Annotated in this window: 11 protein-coding genes; 3 read left to right on the forward strand and 8 right to left on the reverse strand. The window is 69.4% G+C overall.

What is annotated here, in order from left to right; genetic code table 11:
* Positions 1-8: 8 nt before the first annotated feature.
* Both TBR22_RS06635 and TBR22_RS06640 read right to left on the reverse strand, forming a co-directional pair.
* Positions 9-1,385 (reverse strand): serine hydrolase, encoded by a 1,377-nt coding sequence (locus TBR22_RS06635; protein WP_239492175.1) that lies wholly within the window; start codon positions 1,383-1,385, stop codon positions 9-11.
* A 366-nt stretch (positions 1,386-1,751) separates the two neighbouring features.
* Entirely contained in the window at positions 1,752-3,353 is a 1,602-nt protein-coding gene (locus TBR22_RS06640; protein WP_239492176.1) for a bifunctional UDP-sugar hydrolase/5'-nucleotidase, read from the reverse strand.
* Between the two features lie 466 nt (positions 3,354-3,819).
* Between TBR22_RS06640 and TBR22_RS06645 the strand changes: the two genes are divergently transcribed.
* Together TBR22_RS06645 and TBR22_RS06650 are read left to right on the forward strand one after the other, a co-directional pair.
* Entirely contained in the window at positions 3,820-7,008 is a 3,189-nt protein-coding gene (locus TBR22_RS06645; protein WP_239492177.1) for a TonB-dependent receptor, read from the forward strand.
* A 159-nt stretch (positions 7,009-7,167) separates the two neighbouring features.
* Positions 7,168-7,986: a PEP-CTERM sorting domain-containing protein gene (locus TBR22_RS06650; protein ID WP_239492178.1), complete on the forward strand. Its 819-nt coding sequence runs from the start codon at positions 7,168-7,170 to the stop codon at positions 7,984-7,986.
* Positions 7,987-8,061: 75 nt separating this feature from the next.
* On the opposite strand, the gene TBR22_RS06655 is transcribed toward TBR22_RS06650, so the two are convergent.
* From TBR22_RS06655 to TBR22_RS06675, 5 genes are all read right to left on the reverse strand, one after another.
* Positions 8,062-9,408: a Gfo/Idh/MocA family protein gene (locus TBR22_RS06655; RefSeq protein WP_239492179.1), complete on the reverse strand. Its 1,347-nt coding sequence runs from the start codon at positions 9,406-9,408 to the stop codon at positions 8,062-8,064.
* An 86-nt stretch (positions 9,409-9,494) separates the two neighbouring features.
* A complete protein-coding gene (locus TBR22_RS06660) occupies positions 9,495-9,725 on the reverse strand; it encodes an Os1348 family NHLP clan protein (protein WP_239492180.1) in 231 nt (76 codons plus the stop codon).
* A gap of 10 nt (positions 9,726-9,735) precedes the next feature.
* On the reverse strand, positions 9,736-11,142 hold the full coding sequence (locus tag TBR22_RS06665) for an efflux transporter outer membrane subunit (RefSeq protein WP_239492181.1): 1,407 nt from the start codon (positions 11,140-11,142) through the stop codon (positions 9,736-9,738).
* Positions 11,139-14,285, reverse strand: a complete 3,147-nt coding sequence (locus TBR22_RS06670; protein WP_239492182.1) for an efflux RND transporter permease subunit — start codon at positions 14,283-14,285, stop codon at positions 11,139-11,141. The genes TBR22_RS06665 and TBR22_RS06670 overlap by 4 nt, the downstream gene beginning before the upstream one ends.
* 1 nt (position 14,286) lies before the next feature.
* Positions 14,287-15,477 (reverse strand): efflux RND transporter periplasmic adaptor subunit, encoded by a 1,191-nt coding sequence (locus tag TBR22_RS06675; protein ID WP_239492183.1) that lies wholly within the window; start codon positions 15,475-15,477, stop codon positions 14,287-14,289.
* Positions 15,478-15,666: 189 nt separating this feature from the next.
* Here TBR22_RS06675 and TBR22_RS06680 point away from each other — a divergent pair, with 189 nt between their 5' ends.
* On the forward strand, positions 15,667-17,178 hold the full coding sequence (locus tag TBR22_RS06680) for a sigma-54-dependent Fis family transcriptional regulator (protein WP_239492184.1): 1,512 nt from the start codon (positions 15,667-15,669) through the stop codon (positions 17,176-17,178).
* Positions 17,179-17,259: 81 nt separating this feature from the next.
* Here TBR22_RS06680 and TBR22_RS06685 read toward each other — a convergent pair whose 3' ends face one another.
* Entirely contained in the window at positions 17,260-19,971 is a 2,712-nt protein-coding gene (locus TBR22_RS06685; protein WP_239492185.1) for a carboxypeptidase regulatory-like domain-containing protein, read from the reverse strand.
* Positions 19,972-20,202: the final 231 nt, after the last annotated feature.

Consider the following 20,202-nt stretch of genomic DNA (forward strand, 5'->3'; position numbering starts at 1 on the left):
GCCGTCCCTCACTGGCCGCTGGCCGGCGCCCGCGCGAGGATGTTGTACCCGGAGCCGATGTCGAGCCGCAGGCGCACGGCTTTGCCGTCCTGCTTCTCGAAGACGACCAGGGTGTCCTTGAACGCGAAGGTCTCGCCGCCGCGATAGATCAAGGTCTCCGGCGGACCGGCCGCGTCGGCGGTGTTGGTCAGCGTCAGACCGCGTCCGCTGGCGGCAATCGTCACGGTGGTGGCGCCGCGGCGGCCACGCCCCGTGAACGTGCCGGCATAGGCAGACGCGTCGCCGGTGAACGGACGGCTGCGATCGGGCGGCGGAGGCAGCACCACGTCGGCAATCTGCCGGGCCAGGTCGCGCGGGTTGACCGGACCGGCGGTGTTCTGCAGCACGACGATGATGAGATCGTCGTCCGGGTAGTACTGGGATTCCGCCTGGAAGCCGTTGATGCCGCCGCCATGGGCGATGGCGGGGCGTCCACCGATGTCGCGCAGCCCGATGCCCATGCCGTAGCGCACCGTCGTGCCGTCGTTCAGCACGCCCGGGGTGGTCATCTCCGTGTAAGACGCCGGCGACAGCAGTTTGCCTCCGTGCAGGGCACGGTTCCACGCCGCCAGATCCTCGGCGTTCGAGCACAGCGATCCGGCCGCGTAGGGCCAGGTGTGATCGACATAGCCCTTGTGCACGAGCACACCCTTTGCGGTGTCGTAGCCGTGCGCGTGGTTCCTGCGCACCGTGCGCTCGCTGCAGTAGTACGAGTTCGGCATCCCCACGCGGTCGAACAGGCGCTGCTGCACGAACGTCTCGTAGGGCATCCCCGACACCTTCTCGATCACCAGGCCGAGCAAAAAGAACCCGGAGTTGCTGTAGATCTGCTCCTCGCCGGGCGCGAAGGTGAAGGGCTGCGCGGCAAACAGCGCCACGAGATCCTGGCGCGGCCGCTTCAGCTTCGAGAAGTCGCCGAACTCACGCATCTCGGTGTAGCCCATGATGCCCGACGTGTGGTTCAGCAGGCGGCGCAGCGTGATCCGGTGACCCTGCGTCGGGTAGTCGGGCAGGAACGTCGTGATCTCGTCGTCGAGCGACAGCGCACCCTGCTCCTTCAGCAGCAGGATCGCGGCGGCCGTGAACTGCTTGGTCACCGAGCCAATCTCGTAGGTGGCGCCCGGCGGCGTCGGCACATTCAGTTCGAGGTCGGCCAGGCCGTAGCCCTTGCTGACGAGCGTCTTGCCGCCCTTCATCACGGCAACCGACGCGCCGGCGATCGTGCCGGCCTTGATCGGAGCCTCGACGATCGCGTCGATGCGGGTCACGAGATCCGGCTGCGCGGCCGCGGACCTTCCGGCCAGCGTGGCCAGGGCGACGAACACGACGAGTTGATGGCGAATCATCGGGGCCTCTGTTCCCGGCGGCGGCCGCCAGGTCTCGACTGACTCTGTGGGCGATACGTCCGTTGACGCCAATCCAATGCACGCCGCAGCGTCCGTCGCGGATGAACTCGTGACGATAGCAGACAGCAGTGGGGTCTGGGGGTGACAACATCCCCGTTCGCAGACCGTTCGCATCGAATGAACCGGCAGCTCCTGAACGACTTGGAGAAGTACGTCGCTGGCACTCGACGGCGGCTGGACGGCACAGTAGCGAGGCACAGCGCCGACCTGACGCGACAGTCCGTGCCGCTCTGACGGGCCCGGCGCGCCAGAACAGCACCCCGGGCTCGTGGAGACGTAAGCTGTAGCTTCAGGGAGGGTCGTACCTCAGGGTTCGATGACGACCGGACAGGCCACCGGACCAGAGGACGTGCAGGTGATCCGACCCTGCCTCGTGGGCGACAGTGGGGAAGACGCGCTGACGTGGTCAGCCAGCACCTCGTCCATCAGGTCGCGCGTGACCGCCCTCGAGATCACCGTGGGATAGCCGTCGCCGCCGGTCGCCATGAAGTCGTTGGTGGCCAGGGAATACCAGGCCGCGGCGGTGAAGTCGATGGACGCACCCGTGCACGTGCCATCGGCCGCCTGGCGAACCGCCGAGACCACGCGGTTCCCCGCCGGGGCCGCGACGTCGTACGTGAAGCACAGCCCGGACAGCTGCGGGAAACGGCCATTGGCGCCGGGCATCGCCGACACGCCGTTTTCCAGGAACGTCAGTAGTTCGGTGCCAGAAATTGCGACGGTCACCACCTCATTGCCGAATGGCAGCACCGTCAGCACCTGCCCTCGCGTGATGGGATAGGGCGGCGGCACGTACGCCGGGCAGAAATCACTCGCGTTGTCGGTCGTGGGGCAGGTGAGGCTGGCCCGGATTCCACCGGCGTTCGTGATGGCGATGTCGGTGCCGTAGCGCACCCGCATCGCGTCGGCGATGACGTTGCCGACCAGCGATTCGCAGAGACGCCCGTCGGCACGGCCGCAGACATCCGAGCGCGGAATCACGCGGGTCGCGTTGCCGATCTGCGTGTTGAGAATCGGCACCAGCTGGGCCCGGTACGAATCGACCAGGGCTGCCACCGCCGGGTCGGGCGTCACGGCACTTGCGAGGGGGGTGACGAATGTCACCGAGTCGCTGATCCGCCGTCCGTTGCGAGGGTCGACCGTGAGTTGCACCCGCGCATAGGTGGCGCCGCGGCTGAGGTTCTCGACGACCACCGCGCCGTTGTGCACGCCCGCGTACTGCTGGTCGGTGTGGTCGCCCACGATGAGGTCGAACCCGCCGACCGCATTGGCGAAGTCCACCAGTGGCCCGACAGCCGCGCCGCTCGCGTCCCGGCCCGTGATGCCGGCATGAATCAACACCACGAACACCTTCGCGCCGGCCCGTCGTGCTCGCGCCCGTGCCTTGTTGGCGGCCTGCACGGGGTCGGTCACGCTCATGGTCCCGAACGCGCCAGGCGCGACCAGGGTCGGCGCCTCAGGGTTGGTGAGCCCAATCACGGCGACCTTCACGCCGCCGACCTCGAAGATCTCGAAGTCCTTCACGCCACTGAGATTGGCGTCGCGGTTGGCCAGGTTGGCCGACACGTACTGGAACCTCGCGCCGACCTGTCCCGAGGAGGCGCTCGCGACGTCGATCAGTTGCTGCAGGTGCGCGATGCCGCGGTCGAAATTGTGATTGCCCAGCGCGTCTGCCGAAAACCCCATCAGGCGCATCGCTTCGATGGTCGGCACGTCACCGAAGAACGACGAGATCGGGGGAGAGGCACCGACCGCGTCGCCTGCCGTCATCGTCAGGCTGTTCGGGTTGGTGGCCCGCTCCTGCTGGAAATACGTCGACAGCACGGCGGCTCCACCGACCGCACCGACGCCAGCCACGTTCAGCGGATCGAGCTGCCCGTGCCAGTCCGAGATGGTGAGGAACTGCAAGGTGACAGGCTCGGGAGGTTGGGCAGCGACGGGGGTCGCCAGCAGTGCGCTCGCAAGCGCCAGCAGGCGAAGCGGGACGAGGAACCGGCGAGACGTTGAGCTCATGCGTGCTCTAACGTTCGCGAAAGGCCGGGCGAACATCCGACACACATCGGCCTTTCCTGCACGCGATCGAGGACAGCGTCCTGGCCTCGGACGCCTCGTCATCGCGCAGAGGCGTCGCCCACGGTCGATGACCTCAAATGGGACACGGAAATCACGAAACTTGTTTCGTGAATACAAAGCCTGCTATTCTCGCCCGTCCGGAGCAAGCTCGGCCATGGAGAGGCAGAACGCCCCACGAGGTCTCGGGGGCGGTGCCGCGGCGCGACTGCCAGCAGCGCCGCATCCGGGCCCTGTTCGCTGCCGGTTCCTGTTCTCGGACATGTGTCGGCCCGCCGCGCGCGGGTCGTGTGGAGGAGGTCGTATGGTGCGTTTTCGACGCGCGTGGCTCGCCGCTTCGGCGCTCGCCATGGGTGCGTTCCTGCTCGGGCCGTCGGCCGCGCCGGTAGCGGCGCAGACGACCACGGGCACGATTCAGGGGGTGGTGCGCGACGACCAGAACGCGGTCGTGCCCGGCGCCACGGTGACCATCCGCAACGTCGGCACGGGACAGACCCGCACGGCGGTGACCGGCGAGGCGGGGCAGTACCGCCTGCCCAACCTGCAGGTCGGCCAGTACGAGCTCACCGTCGAGCTCACCGGGTTCGGCTCGTACAAGCAGGAGGGCCTGAACCTCTCGATGAACCAGGACGCGGTCATCGACGTGACGCTGCGGCCGGCCAGCGTCTCCGAATCGGTGCAGGTCACGGCCGACACGCCGCTGCTCAACACCACCAATGCCGAAGTCGGCGTGCGGTTCGACACGCGCCGCGTCGCGGAACTGCCCGTGATCAACAGCCGTGACATCTTCTCGCTGGCGCTGCAGGCGGCCGGCGTGTCGCAGCTCGGCTCGGGCCAGACCGGCTTCGCCGCCGGCACCAACTTCTCGGTCAACGGCATGCGCCTGCGGTCCAACAACTTCATGATGGACGGGCAGGACTCCAACGACCCGAGCGTCGCCGGGCGCCAGCAGCCGATGAACAACACGGACCTGGTGCAGGAGGTGCGCCTGATCACCAACCAGTTCGCCGCCGAGTACGGGCGCGCGGCCGGCTCGGTGATGAACGTGATCACCAAGAGCGGCACCAACCAGTTCCGCGGATCGGCGTTCCTGTTCCACAACGACAACAGCCTGAATGCGCGCAGCAACCTCGACAAGGCGGCTGGCCGCACCGAGGCGCCGTTCTACCGCGAGCAGCAGTTCGGCGGCACCATCGGTGGCCCGGTCCTTCGCAACCGCACGTTCTTCTTCGGGTCGTACCAGAAGTGGACGCAGGACCTGCTCGGCTCGGGCACGACGCTGAACGGCGCGCCGACCGACGAGGGGCGTCGCATCCTCGAGTCGGTGGCCGGCACGCGTCCGCAGGTCGCGGCGCTGCTCAAGTACCTGCCGCCCGCCCAGACGCCGCTCGGGCGTACCGTGCCGATCACCGTCAACGGCCAGTCGTACGCGATCCCGATCGGGTCGCTGACCGGCTCGGCGGCTGGCGTGTTCGACAACCACCAGGGCTCGGGCCGCATCGACCAGCAGTTCGGCGGCAACGACAACCTCGGTGGCCGCTACATGATCAACGACAGCGTGCAGGACGGCACCGGCCAGGTGACGCCGCAGGGCCTCACCACCTTCAGCCCGTCGCGCCAGCACTCGTTCACCGGTTGGTGGACCCGTGTCTTCTCGCCCAACGTCGTCAACGAGTTCCGCTTCGGCTACCAGAAGCTGAACAGCACGACGACGGCGTCCGATCCCTCGTCGGAGGCGATCCCGTCCATCGAGATCCCCGAGCTCGGCCTCACCGGCTTCAACGCCGCCACCAGCCGCACCGCCATCGGCCTGGCGGTGAACCTGCCGCAGTACCGCATCAACGACACGTTCCAGTACATCAACAACCTCTCGTACGTGCGCGGTCGCCACGCCTTCAAGACCGGCATCGACGTGCGCCGCATCAACGTCGAGAGCTTCTTCCTCCCGACGATCCGCGGTCGCCTCGTGTACCCGACGTTGCAGCGCCTGATCGACGACAACGCGGAGACGGCCACCATCAACAAGCCGCTGCCTGGCGGGGAGGCCGTGCAGCTGTACGACTGGACGGACGTGTTCGCCTACATCCAGGACGAGTGGCGCGCGACCGACAACCTCACGGTGAGCCTGGGCCTGCGCTACGAGACGCCCGGCAACTCGATCGCCAGCCTCTACCCGCTCAACGACTCGATCGTCGCCGAGGCCGGCGGTGACCCGCGGTACCGCATGACGACGCGGCCGGAGCGCGACACGAACAACTTCCAGCCGCGCATCGGCTTCAACTGGAACCCGAGGACGAGCGGCGAGGGCCTGCTGGGCTTCCTGACCGGCGGCGACAGGATGGTCGTGCGCGGTGGCTACGCCCGCACCAACGACTACGCGTTCATCAACATCAACCTGAACATCGCCAGCGCGTTCCCGTTCGTGGCGGCGTTCAACCAGCCGAACATGCCCAACGCATTCGTCACGCTGCCCAACGTGCAGCTGACCGGGCTGAACCCGAACACGTTCGCGCGCACCATCGTGTCGAACGACTTCCGGTCGCCGTCGGCCGACCAGTTCAGCCTCGAGTTCCAGCGGGAATTGACCAGCGACGTGGTGTGGCGCGTCGGGTACGTCGGCACGCAGGGCAACGACCTGTTCCAGACGCTCGACGGCAACCCGCGCCAGCCGTTCTCGGCGGTGCGCGTCGATTCGACGCTGGCGACGGTCCGTGAGCGCTCCAACACCGCCTCGTCCAGCTACCACTCGCTGCAGACGTCGCTGCAGAAGCGGTTGCGCGGCGGCTTCGCGGCCGAGGTGCACTACACGTGGAGCAAGTTCATCGACACCGCCTCGGAGATCTTCAACCCCTCGTCGGGTGAGGTCGCGGTGCCGCAGGACTCGTTCAACATCGCGGCGGATCGCGCCGTGTCGACGTACGACCGGCCGCACCGGTTCACCGGCAACTTCGTGTACGAGCTGCCGTTCTTCCGCAGCCAGGAGGGCATCGTCGGCAAGATCCTCGGCGGCTGGCAGGTCAACTCGGCGTTCACGCTGCAGAGCGGCGCGCCGTTCACCGTGCTCAACGGGTCCGACCCGACGGGCGCCCTTGCCGGCATCGACGGTCTCGTGGGCAGCGCCATCCGTCCGAACATCAACACGGACATGGACCTGGCCAACATGACGATCCCGGAGATCATCGCGGCCGGTGGATCGAGCCTGTTCCGCACCCTGTGCGGCAACCCGAGCGCGACCTGCCAGGGCGAGCGCGTCGGCAACGTCGGCCGCAACACGCTGCGCGCCGACGGCATCCAGAACATCGACGTCGGCTTCATGAAGAACACGCGGTTCGGCCGCACGAACCTGCAGTTCCGCCTGGAGATGTTCAACGCGACCAACACGCGCAACTTCGGCATCCCCGAGGGCCGCGTGACCTCCACCAACTTCCTGAACCAGTGGGGCACCGACGGCGGCCGCCGCGCGATCTGGGCGTCGGCGCGGTTCACGTTCTAGCCGACCACCCGCTCAGGGCCACGCGAGGGGCGCTCGCCATCGGGGCGGCGCCCCTCGTGTCGTGTTCGGGGATGAGGCGCCAGAATCCGGCTCATCCGGGACCCTCGTCGGTGGTCCGGCCGTCTAACCGCTACCAATCCCGGTAAGCCAGGAGGACGCGTGCGGCGCTCGAAGGTGTTGTTGGCCATGGTTGTCATGACGGTGTGCGCCCTGACGGCGCCGGCGGGGGCGACGCCGATCCTCGGCCAGGTGGACACGTTCGAGGACGGCAGCACGGCAGGGTGGGGCGCCGGCGGAGGCCCGATGCAGGCGGCGCCGCCGGTGCCGCCGGGCAACGTCACCGACGGCGGCCCGGGGGGAGCTGGTGACAACTACCTGCAGCTGACATCGATCGGACTCGCCGGCCCGGGCAGCCGCCTCACCGCCTTCAACGACGCGCAGTGGGCGGGTGACTACGTGGCGGCCGGGATTACCGGCATCAGCATGGACATCCGGAACCTCGGCAACGCGGACGTCGTGCTACGGCTCGCCCTGGTGACCCTCGGCAGCGTCGGGCCGACTGACGTCGCGGTCACGTTCGATGGCGCCACGGTGCCCACCGGCGCCGGCTGGACGCGGTACACGTTCTCCCTGTCCCCCGGGGCCCTGAACGCCACCCTCGGCAGCGCGGCGGGCGCGTTGAGCGAGGTGAGTGCGCTCCGCCTGTTCCACAATCCGGCGCCGCTCTTCGGGCCGTCAGGGCAGTCTGTCCCGCCCATCGCGGCGAGCGTGGGCATCGACAACATCCACGCCCTCGGCGCCAACGGCGGCAACGGTGGAAATGGTGGCAACGGTGGAAACGGGGGGAACGGCGGCAACGGCGGCAACGGCGGCAATGGCGGCAATGGCGGCACCGTGCCGGAGCCGTCGACGCTGGCGCTGCTCGGCGGTGCGCTGGCCGTCGGCGCCACGCGACGGCGGCACACGACCCGCCGGTAGGGCGTCGTGTCGCCACGCGCCGCCCGTGGATGAGGGCAGGGTGGCCCACCCCGCCCTGCCTTCGTTCGAGCTGGCCTACGCCAGCTTCCAGCCGTCGCGGTACTTCGGGCGCTTGATGAACCGCTCGGCGTCGGGCGCGTTGGTGATGCGCATCGCCTTGTGATCCCACGTGATCGCATGCCCGACGCGGTACGCGACGTTGCCGAGGTGATTGGCTTCGGTCAGCAGACCCGAGTACGCGAAGTTGCACGTCGTCGGCGCGCCGGTCTTGCAGGCGTGGATGAATTCCTGATGGTGCCCGAGTGACTTCGGGATCGACTGCGGGGGCGGCGTGTAGCCGACCCACTTCTCCTCAGGCAGCAGCGCGAACTTCGAGTAGTCGGCCAGCAGCATGCCCTTGTCGCCGATGAAGAGCACGCCGTTCTCCCACTGCGGGATGCCCTTCTGCGTCCAGATCTCCGGCTTGCGCGTGCCCTGGTACCAGGTGAGGGTGAGCGCGGGCTGCTCGCCGTCGGCCTCATAGGTGTAGCGCGCCTGCATCGACGCGGGCGCGAGCTCGGGATGGACCGGCGGACCCGACGCCTCGATCGTCTTCGGGTGCTTCAGCTTCAGCGCCCAGAAGGGCAGGTCGATCCAGTGGCTCCCGAGGTCGCTCATGGTGCCGTTGCCGAAGTCCCACCAGCGATACCACTTCGGCCCGGGCACGTAGACGTTGTTGAACGGGCGCGCCGGCGCCGGGCCGAGCCACAGGTCCCAGTCCAGGGTGGGCGGTACCGGGTCGGCGGTCGTCGGGCGATCCTGCACGAACACGATGTCCTTGGCCGCGGTCGCCTCCGCCTCGCTGGCGTGCCACCCCCAGGCCCGCGACACCCACACGTGGCACTCGGTCACCTTGCCGATCACCCCCGCCTGGACGTGCTCGACGACGCGGCGGTAGTTGTCGCCGGCGTGGATCTGGGTGCCCATCTGCGTGACCACCCCCATGCGCGCCGCGGTCTCGCGGATGACGCGAGCCTCGTGCACGTTGTAGGTGAGCGGCTTCTCGCAGTAGACGTGCTTCTTCAACTGCAGCGCCGGAAGCGTCGCGAAGGCGTGGGTGTGCTCGGCGGTGCTGACGGCGACGGCGTCGAACTCGCTGGCGTGGTCGAAGACGCGCCGGAAGTCCTTGAACGTGCGGGCCTGCGGAAACAGCGCCTTCGCCTTGTCCAGTGCTTCCTGGTTGACGTCGCACAGCGCGACGACCTGCTCGCCGCCGAGGCCCTTCAGCTGCGCGCCGCCGCGCCCACCGACGCCGATCAGCGCGACGCGGAGCTTGTCGCCCCCTTGCGCCCGCGATGGGGACGCGCCGACGGCGAGAGCGGCAGCGGCCGCGCCGGCGGTGGACAGGAAGGTGCGACGATCGGGATAGGAACTCGCGGACATGGGCACGACTCCGGGAAGTGGGGGAGTTGACGCGGCCATTGTAGCCGTCCGCCCGTAAGCCGTAAGCCCTGAGCCCTGAGCCTGCTTCACTCCGTCCGGAGGCTGCACCGCCGCAGACACGACGGCACGCGACTCGCGAGGTCGCGCCACATGGCGGGGTCGGCCGCCACGAGCGCATCGACCTCGCCACGCGTGAGATCCAGTCCCTGCTGCTGCAGGGTCAGGAGCGTCTCGCGCGGGCGGCCGAGGAAGGCGGTACGCAGGTCCTCGTCGGTGAGCAGGCGGCCGAGGAACCACTCCACGTTGCGTTGTGACATCGAGGCTTCCTCAGGACGTCCAGCCGCCGCCGAGGGCCCGGTAGACCTCGACGTAGGCGGTGAGTTCGGCCAGCCGCGCCTGGACCAGGCCGAGCTCGGCGACGTAGAGGCGCGTTTCGCTGTCGAGCACCTCGAGATAGCTGGTGGCGCCGCCGCGATAGCGGAGGTCGGCGAGCCGGCGCGCGTCGGCGGCCGCGACCACGAGCGCCTCCTGGGTGGTGCGCACCTCGCGTTGCCGCGCGTATCCGACCAGCGCGTCCGAGGTCTCGCGGAGCGCCTGCAACACGGCGCGCTGCCACACGAGAGCCGCCTCCGAGGCCTCCGCTTCGGCCAGGGCCACCCGGTTGCGGTTGCGGCCCGCGTTGAAGATCGGCTGCACGAGGTTGGTGCCGATCGACCACGTGCCCGACGACAGCAGGTTGGCCAACGAGGTGCTGGCGACGCCGCCCGAGCCGGTGAGACCGATCTGCGGATATCTGAACGACTCGGCCACGCCGATGCGGGCCGTGGCGGCCACCAACTGCTGCTCGGCCTGCCGCACGTCGGGGCGTCGCTCCAGCAGCGCGGCCGGCAGGCCGGCCGGCAGCACCGGCGGCCGCGGCTGGTCGATCAACGCCTGGCCGCGGGCGATCGGGCCAGGCACGCGACCGAGCAGGAGGCTCAGCGCGTGTTCGACCTGGGCGATGCTGCCCTGCACGTCGGACATCTGGGCGCGCGCCCCGAGCACGAGCTGCTCGGCCTGGCGCACGTCGACGAGCGGCGTCGCGCCGCCGCGTTCGCGCAGCTCGGTGAGCCGCAGCGATTCCTGGCGCGAGGCCAGGGTGCGCGTCGCGATCTCCAGTTGCAGGTCGAGCGCCCGCAGCACGAAGTACTGCGACGCCACTTCGCTCACCAGGCTGGTGACGATCGCGCGCTGCCCCCATTCGGTGCGGGCGAGATCGGCCTGTGCGGCCTCGGTGGCGCGGCGATACCTGCCCCAGAAGTCGATCTCCCACGACAGCCCGACGCTGGCCTGGGCGACGCCGATCGTCGGGACCCGCGTGCCACCGAAGATCGCACCGCGCTGCCCCTGGGCGCCGAGCTGCCCGGTGACCGTCGGCAACTGATCGGCGCGGGTGACCCCGAGTTGTGCCGCGGCCTGCAGGATGCGCGTCGCCGCGATCCTGGCATCGAGGTTGTTGGCGAGCGCTTCGGCAATCAGTTGCCGCAGGACGTCGTCCGGGAAGACCGCCGCCCAGGACTCCTCGCCGATCGAGCGGCCGACCGCCGTGGGGTCGGCACCGCGAAAGCTGTCCGGTGTCGATGTCGCCGGCCGCGTGTAGTCGGGCCCCACCGTCTTGCAGCCCGCCAGCGTCACCGCCAGGGCCGCGGCGGCCAGCAGTTGCGGGCGCCTCAGCGCGTCGAGGCTGCGGGTCATGATGCGAACTCCGCGCGCTCCTGGGTACTGGCCCGGCCCTTGAACCTGAGGGCGAGCCGCTCGCACAGGACGAACAGCACCGGGATCAGGAAGACGGCGATCAGCGTGGCGACCAGCATGCCGCTGATCACCACCGTGCCGAGGATGCGCCGAGCCGCCGCCCCCGATCCCTGCGCCGCCCAGAGCGGCACACAGCCCAGGATGAAGGCAAAGGAGGTCATCAGGATCGGCCGCAGCCGCAGCCGCGCGCCCTCGAGCGCCGCCTCCACCATCGACATCCCCTCCTCGAGGCGGTACTTGGCGAACTCGACGATGAGGATCGCGTTCTTGGCCGACAGGCCGATCAGCATGACCACGCCAATCTGCCCGTAGATGTCGAGATCGAACTTGCGCATCAGGAGGCCGAGGAAGGCCCCGAAGACCGCCACCGGTACCGTCAGCAGCACCGAGAACGGCAGCGACCAGCTCTCGTACAAGGCCGCCAGGATCAGGAACACGAAGACCAGGGAGAGCAGGAACGTGGTGCTCGTGCTGCCGGCGGCCCGCCGCTCCTGGAACGACAGGTCGGCCCAGTCGTACCCGAACGTCGCGGGCAACGTCGCGCGGGCCACCTCCTCGAGCGCCTGCATCGCCTCACCCGAGCTGTAGCCGGGCGCCGCGGCGCCGGTGACCTGCACCGCCCGATAGACGTTGAACCGGTTGGTGAACTGCGGCCCGAACGTCGGCGTCATCGACTGCACCGTCGACAGCGGCACCATCGTGCCGGCGTCGTTGCGCACGTAGAACTGCCCGACCTGATCGGGACTGGCGCGGGTGTCGCCCTCGGCCTGCAGGAAGACGCGCCACTGCCGGCCGAAGCGGTTGAACTGGTTCACGTAGAGGCCGCCCAGGTAGGCCTGCATGGTCTGGTACACGTCGCCGAGCGCGACGCCCTGCCGCAGCACCTTCTCGCGGTCGACGTCGGCAAACACCTGCGGGACGCTGGCGCTGAACGGCGAGGTCACGCCGGCCAGCTCGGGACGCTTGCGGGCCGCGGCCAGGAAGCGCTGCAGCTGCTGGTCCACCTCGGCGATCGACGAGCCGCCACGATCCTGCAGCCACAGGGAGAACCCGCCCTGCGAGCCGAGGCCCGGGATCGCCGGCGGCATCACCGCGAAGGCCACCGCCTCCGGCGCCGTCGTGCGGAGGGCGCCGTTGACCCGGTTGACGATCGACCGCGCGTCCATGCCGTCGTGCTCCCGCTCCGCCCACGGCGCGAGCTGCACGAAGTAGAAGGCGTTGTTGGAGGCGGTGACGCGGGTCAGCAGGCTGAAGCCGACGATCGTGTTGTAGTTGACCACGCCCGGCGTCTTCTGCAGCATCGCGTCGATCTTGCGGGCCACGGCGTCGGTCCGATCGAGGGCGGCGGCAGGCGGCAACTGGACGTTGAGCAGGAAGTAGCCGTAGTCCTCCTCGGGCAGGAAGCTGGCCGGCAGTCGTTTCCCGAGTCCGGCCGTCGCCAGCGCGAAGAGCGCCAGGATCGCCACCGCGATCAGCGGCTTGCGGATCAGGCCGTGGCTCAGGCTGACGTACCCGCGCGTTGTCCGTTCGAGGCCGCGGTTGACCGCGCCGAACACCCGCGCCATCACCCCCGTCGACGGCGTGCGCGGCCGCAGCAGCATGGCCGACAGGGCCGGCGACAAGGTCAGCGCGTTGAAGGCCGAGATCAGCACCGAGACGGCGATGGTGATCGCGAACTGCTGATTCAGCCGTCCCTGGATGCCGCCCATCAGGCCGACCGGGATGAACACCGCCGCGAGGATCAGGGCGATGCCGATCACCGGGCCAGACACTTCGTGCATCGCCTTGATCGTCGCGTCGCGCGGGCTCATCCCGTGCTCGATGTGCTGTTCCACCGCCTCGACGACGACGATCGCATCGTCGACGACCAGGCCGATCGCGAGCACCAGCCCGAACAGGGACAGCGTGTTGACCGAGAAGCCGAGCAGCGGGAAGACGGCGAAGGTGCCGATCAGCGAGACCGGCACCGCGAGCATCGGGATCAGCGTGGCGCGCCAGTTCTGGAGGAAGAGGAAGACGACGAGGATGACCAGCACCATCGCCTCGCCGAGGGTCTTGAGGATCTCCTTGATGCCCTCCGAGACCGGTGCCGTCGTGTCGAGGGTGTACCGGTAGTCGACGCCCTTCGGGAAGCGGTCGCGCAGCGTCGCCATCACCTCGCGCACACCGCGGGCGACCTCCAGCGAGTTCGACCCGGGCGCCTGGAAGACGGCGATGCCGACCCCTGGCTGCCCGTTCGACCGCCCGATCTGCTGGTAGTTCAGGGCGCCCAGTTCGACGCGCGCGACGTCACGCAGCCGCACGGTCGACCCGTCGGGCTCCGAGCGCAGGACGATGTTGCCGAACTCCTCGGCCGTGCGCAGTCGCCCGGCGGCGCGCACCGTGTAGGTCATCTCCTGGCCGGCCGGGGCCGGCCGGCCGCCGATCTGCCCGGCCGGATTGACCGTGCTCTGCTGACGCACCGCCTGCGCGATCTCGGGCACCGTCATCGACATCGCCGCGAGTCGATCCGGCTGCAGCCAGATCCGCATCGCGTACTCGCCGGCGCCGAAGATCCGCACGTCGCCGACGCCGTTGACGCGGTAGAGCGCATCGACGACGTTGATGTTGGCGTAGTTGGCCAGGTACAGCGCGTCGTAACTGTTGGACGGCGAGTAGAGCGACACCAGCATCATCGGCAGGCCGGTGGACTTGCGCAGGGTGAAGCCGAACTGCGTCACCTCGGTGGGGAGGTTGGGCTGCGCCTGGGCCAGCCGGTTCTGCACGTTGACCTGGTCGATGTTCGGGTCGGTCTCGATGTCGAAGGTGACCGTCAGCTGCATCGAGCCGTCGTTGCCGTTGGTCGACTGCATGTACAGCATGTCGTCGACGCCGTTCATCTGCTGTTCGAGCGGCGTCGCCACCGACTGCTCGATGGTCTCGGCGTCGGCGCCGGTGTAGGTGCCGGTGACGATGATCTGGGGCGGCACGATGTCGGGGAACTGCGCCACCGGCAGCCCCTGCAACGAGACGATGCCGCCGATGACGGTGACGATCGCGATGACGATCGCGACGATCGGGCGACGGATGAAGAAGGTGGACACGTCAGTGGCCCCCTGTGCCCGCGGCCGGCGACGCCGAAGGCGCCTCGGGTGGCGCGACCGACGTGCTGGCGGCGGCGCCCGTCGACGCGACGTCCACGAACGGCGTGGTGTTCACCCTGGTGCCCTCGGCCAACTGTCCGGCGTCGACGATGACCCGGTCGCCCGCCTGCAGCCCGCGCTCGACGACCCAGCGCGCCCCGACCCGCGGCCCGGTGGTGACGGGGCGCAGTTGCACGGTGCCCTCACGGGTCACGGTCCGGACCTGCGTGCCTCCCTGCGATTCGGACACCGCCCGCTGCGGGACCAGCAGCGCGCCGTCGAGCCGCCGCGTCGTGACCGTCACCCGACCGTACTGGCCGGGCCGCAGGACGCCCCGCGGATTGGGGAAGACGGCGCTTACCCGCATCGTGCCGGTCCTCGGATCGAACTGCCGGTCGGCGGCCTGGAAGCGGCCTGGCAGGGGATAGGCCGACCCGTCGGCGAGCACCAGCGTCAGGCCAGGACCGGCGGCCCAGAGGCGCCGCGCCGGGCCGTTGGTGTTGATGGCCTCGGCCAGTTCGAGGTACTCGCGTTCGCTGAGCGAGAAATAGGCGCGAATCGGGTCCACTTGCGACACCGTGGTCAGCAACGTCTGCGGCCCGACCAGGTCGCCGATCTGCGCGGTCGCGATCGCGGCGATGCCGTCGACGAGCGAGCGGACGCGCGTGAACTCCAGGTTCAGTCGTGCTCCCTCGACGCTGGCCTGCGCTGCGCTCACGGCCGCCTCCGCGACCCGCTGCGCCTGGATGTCGTTGTCGAGCTGACTCTGCGCGATGGCGCGCTCCCTGGCCAGCGGCGTGTTGCGGGCGACGTCCTGCGCGGCCCGCGCCAACTGCGCCCGCGTCTCGGCAAGCCGGGCCTCGGCCTGCGCGAGCGCCACCGCGAACGGGCGACGATCGATCTCGAACAGCACGTCGCCCTTGCGGACGCGTCCGCCCTCCTGATAGGCCCGCCGGACGAGGTACCCCGACACCTGCGGGCGGATCTGGGCGTTCACCTGGCCGTCGAGCGTGGTGATCCACTCGCTCGAGACCTGCACCGTCTCGGGCGCAACCTGGACGACGGGGACGGTCGGCGGGGGAGGCGGCGCCGGTGCTGCCTCGTTGGTCGCACAGGCGGTGAGCAGCAAGGGAAGGATTCCGATAGCGGCCACGGCGCAGTAAGTTCGCGCGTTCATGGTTCATCGGTGAAGCAATCCGCCGGCCACATTCGCCTGAACAATTGGCAAGTGGTGCAGGCGCAATGATTTGAAGCATTCGAGACGCTTGGAGCCCGACAACGAAAAGTGTGTCTCCAGGCACATTGTGTTCCTGTGGGCACACTCTGTGGCACAGTGCCTCGCATGGCTGCGGGCATGCTGACGCCGGAGGTCTCCGAGCAACTGCTCCGCCTCGTGGGTTCGGTGCTCGACATCCGCCAGGTGTTTCCCGAAGTGTCGGCCGTCGTTCAGCCCGTCCTTGCCCACGACCGGTTGACCATGACCCTCCACGACGGTGCCCAGGCGCTCGTCTCGCACGCGTTCTCGAACGACGACGGTCCGGACCTGGTGCGGCTGAGCGGCACGCAGATCGAGACGCTGCAGGATGGGTGGTATCGGGTGGTCGACGACGTGCGAACGGCCACCGGCGCGCCGTGGGCCGACATCAGCCCTCCCGACTACGCGGCGCGCATCGCCGACGCGGGCTACCGGTCGTTCCTGTCGGTGCTCGTGCGCGGGCGACACCAGCGCTGTGCGCTGCATTTCTGGTCGCGGCGCGCCGCGGCCTACTCGGATGCCGACGCGCCACTGGCGCGTCACATCGCCCTGCACCTCGCGCTGGGTCTCTCACACGAGCAGCTGGTCGAGGTCAGCGAGGCAGCGCGGGCGGCCCGACGTCGGGCGAAGGCCCTGGCGCGTCGCGTGGAGGCGTTGTCGCAGGCGCTGGACTCGGAGCGTGGCCGGTCGCCCATGGTGGGCGTGTCTCCGGCCTGGCGCCGCGTCGTCACTTCGGCCACGCAGGTGGCCGCCACCGACACCACGGTGCTGCTGACCGGCGAGTCGGGCACCGGCAAGGAGGTGGTGGCGCGCTACATCCACCGGGCCTCCGACCGGCGACTCGGGCCGTTGGTGGCCGTCAACTGCGCGGCGTTACCGGAGCCGCTGCTCGAGTCCGAGTTGTTCGGTCACGAGCGGGGCGCGTTCACCGGCGCGCTGCAGCGCAAGCCGGGACAGATCGAGCTGGCCGCCCGAGGCGTGCTCCTGCTAGACGAAGTCAGCGAGATGGCTCCTTCGGCGCAGGCCAAGCTGCTGCGGGTGTTGCAGGAGCGCGAGTTCACGCGCCTCGGCGGGACGCGGCCGGTCAAGGCCGACGTGCGGGTGATCGCGGCCACCAATCGCGACCTGCGCGCGGCCGTGGCGCGCGGCGACTTCCGCGAGGACCTGTACTTCCGACTGCAGGTCTTCGGCATCCACCTGCCGCCATTGCGGGAGCGCCCCGAAGACATCGTCGCCCTCACCGCACACCTGCTCGAGGAACTGGGGCAGCACTTCGGGCGGGCGCCCGCCGGCATCACGCACGAGGCGAAGGTGGCGCTGCTGGCGCACCACTGGCGCGGCAACGTCCGGGAACTGCGCAACACGCTCGAGCGCGCCGCCATCGTCGCCGAGGGCGGGCTCATCACGCCGGAGCACCTGGCCCTGGAGCCCGTTGCGCGCAGCGAGCCGCCGGCGGCCACCGACGTGGCCACCATGGAGCGGCAGCTGATCGTGCGGGCGCTCGAGGAGACGCGCGGCAACAAGGCGCGCGCGGCGCGGCGCCTGGGCCTGTCGCGCAAGCAGCTGTACGGCCGCCTGGCGTTGTACGGGCTGAAGTAGGCTCAGGGCTCAAAGGGCCCAAAGAGTCCGGCTGCACAGAAGCAGCGCCCGGCTCCCAGCTCGCAGCCCCCAGCCCCCAGCTCAGAACGTGTAGCGCACCGCGGCGCGCAGCAGCCGCGGGCTCACCCAGTTCAGCGGCTGGCCGAAGGTGGCGCCGGACTGCTCGACGTAGGGCTGGCCCGTGTCGGAATCGGCCACCGCCTGGTTGGTGACGTTGAAGCCCTCGAGGAAGATGCCCAGCGTGCGCCCCGCGCCGCCGAGGCGGAACGTCTTCTCGGCGCGCAGGTCGAGTCGGTTGATCGCCTCGGCGCGCCTGGTGCCCTGCGGCTCGACGCGCACGCCTTCCTGGCCCTGCGGCAGTCCCGTGATCCGCGCCCGTCGTCCCCACGCGTTGCCGGTCGTGTAGCGGTACACGGTGCTGATGTTCGCGCCGCCCAGCCACGGCAGCCTCACCGTGCCGAGCACCTTGGCTTCGTGCGTGGGATCGAACGTGGCGCGCCCGTCCGCGTTGATGAACGAGTTGGGGTTCACGAAGCGGCCGGGACTCCCGAGGTCGAAGCGTGCCGCGTTCACGTGCCACCGGTTGCCCACCGTGCCCTCGTTGCGCGACCACGTGTACGACGCCTGCATCTGCCAGTTGCGGCTGAACGGTCGCCGCGCAATCACCTGCGCTGCCGCATAGTGGTTGTAGGCCTGGTCCGGGTTGCCGTACACGAAGCTGCGGTTGCCCGGGTTGGTCAACGCGAACACCTGCAGCAGCTGGCCATCGTCTGCCGTGTTGAGCCGGCCATCGGGGCCGGGATCCCGCCGCTCAACGGGGGTGTACGTCGACCCCTCGTCGAGCATCCCGAGGAAGTCGTCGAAGCGACGCACGATTCCCTGCGCGGTGAGCACGACCTTCCAGGGCAGTTCGTGATCGACGCCAACGACGTACTGGTCGACGCCGGAGTGCCTGAGGTCGTCGGCGACCCGGAAGCCGGGCCGCGGCGTGATCACCTGCGGCACGAATACGCCGTCGACGTACAGCGAGAAGGTGTACGGACTGATGCCGCTGACGTCGGCCTGGGCGATGCGGCTGCTGAAGATGGTGTCGTGATAGCGGCCGTAGTGGACCCGCGCCACCGTGCGATGGTCGCCGCGCACGTCCCACGCCAGACCGACGCGAGGCGATACGGGCGTCGTCGCGAACACGTTGTCGATCTGCGGGACGCTGCCGCGGTTGATGTCGATGCGCAGGCCTGCCGAGAGCGTGAGGCGCCACGGCAACGACCAGGCATCCTGCACGAATGCCGAGAGGCGGCGTGTCGTGGCCAGCGACACGTCACCGGCCGAAGACTCGATACCGTACGGCTCGCTGCCGTTCATGTACACGGTCTGTCCGCCGTTCGGGCCGAACAATCCTGATGCCTCCGTCGCATCGAACTCGAGGCCGGCCTTGAGGTCGTGCGCGCCGGCGCGCGTAGGTAGGTAGCGCGACAGCGTGGCCGTGAGCTCCTGCCGGCCCGTCAGGTTGTCGAAGTAGTAGAAGGCGGCGTTGCTCGTCATGCCCGTCTGCAGGTCGTAGATCGCGTAGTCGTTCTCGCGCGTCCGCGGGGCGTGTGGACCTTCGTACGAGTCCACGTCCGAGCCGCTGTAGCGCACCTCGAGCAGCGAGCGATCGCCGAGCGTCCACGACGCACGAAGGTTCCAGGCCGACTGGTCGTAGCGGATGTCCGACGACGCCTCGATCGGTGTCAGGCGATCGAGGTACTCGCCGGCCACCTCGCGCACCCCGGTCTGGACGAAGCCCTCGAGGCGCAGCGCCTTCGCAGGAGTGTGGGTGACCTTGCCGAGCCACTGCCATTCGCGTTCGTCGCGGGAGCCCTCGCCGAGGAAGCCGGCCGGCCGGTCGTCGTGTCGCGCGCCCTGCAGCCCCGTGAAGTACCACAGCCGGTCGCGCAGGATGGCGCCGCCCACCTGGCCGCTGCCTTCCCACCACGCGTTCACCTGGCGCGGGGCGAACGACGTTTGCAACTGCTGCTCGAGATCGCGCGTGTTGTTGGCCAGCCACTCCGGCTGGATGGTCCAGACCTCACCCAGGCCGGACGTGCGATTGCCGCCGGAGCGTAGCACGGTGTTGGCCACGACACCCGTCGAGCCGCCATACTCGGCGCCGGCGCCCAGGCCGGAGATGTGTACATGCTCGACCCAGTTGTGACTCACCTTCAACTGGGGATCCTGGAAGGAGGGATCGGTCATGTTCGTGCCATCGACGAACAGCGCGTTGCTCCGCTGGCTGCCGCCGAAGGCGACGTCGGCGGCGATGCCCGGCGCGAGGTTGATCAGGCGGGAGACGTCGCGCGAGGTCGGCAGGTTGAAGAGCAGGTCCTGGTCGAGGCGCACGGGAGCGGCGGCGCTCTTCACGTCGACGCCGGTCGCCGTGCCTTCCACGATCACCGAGTCCTCGACGCCGGCCGGTTCGAGCGTGATGTCGACGATCGCGGTGCCGCCTGCCGCCAGTCGCACACCGGTCCGGCGCGTCACCCGGAAGCCGCTGGCGACGCCCTCGATGTCGTACGTGCCCGGAGGGAGGTCGGCGGTCCGGAACTGCCCGTCACCCCCGGTGGAGACGACGCGAGTGCCGCCGATCAGCTGCGGGCTGGCCACCGACACGGTCGCCGCGGCGACGACCGCGCCCGAGCCGTCGCGCACCGTCCCGGCGACCGTCGCCTGCGAGAGCCCTTGCGCAGCCAGCGAACGCGGCAGGAATACCGTGAGGACGAGGAACACCGCGCCGGCGACCAGCCTGGACATGTCGTCTCCCGAGGACGTGGATTCGGGGGTGGCGCGGGGACATCGACGCGCGGCGAGCACCCGCCGGTCGCCATGAAGGAGGGGGGGGGCGACCCGACTGGTCCTGCGTGGGCTCGTCGGTGCGAGCGAGCCGAGCCGGCGGGGCCGGATCGGGACGTGCGTGCCGCGTGCAAACCCGTTCTAGATGGCGGCATCGTACACGCAACGGGTTCCCGGGGGCACTCCCGCTTC

This window comes from Luteitalea sp. TBR-22 (assembly GCF_016865485.1).
In the GTDB taxonomy this organism is placed as follows: Bacteria; Acidobacteriota; Vicinamibacteria; order Vicinamibacterales; family Vicinamibacteraceae; genus Luteitalea.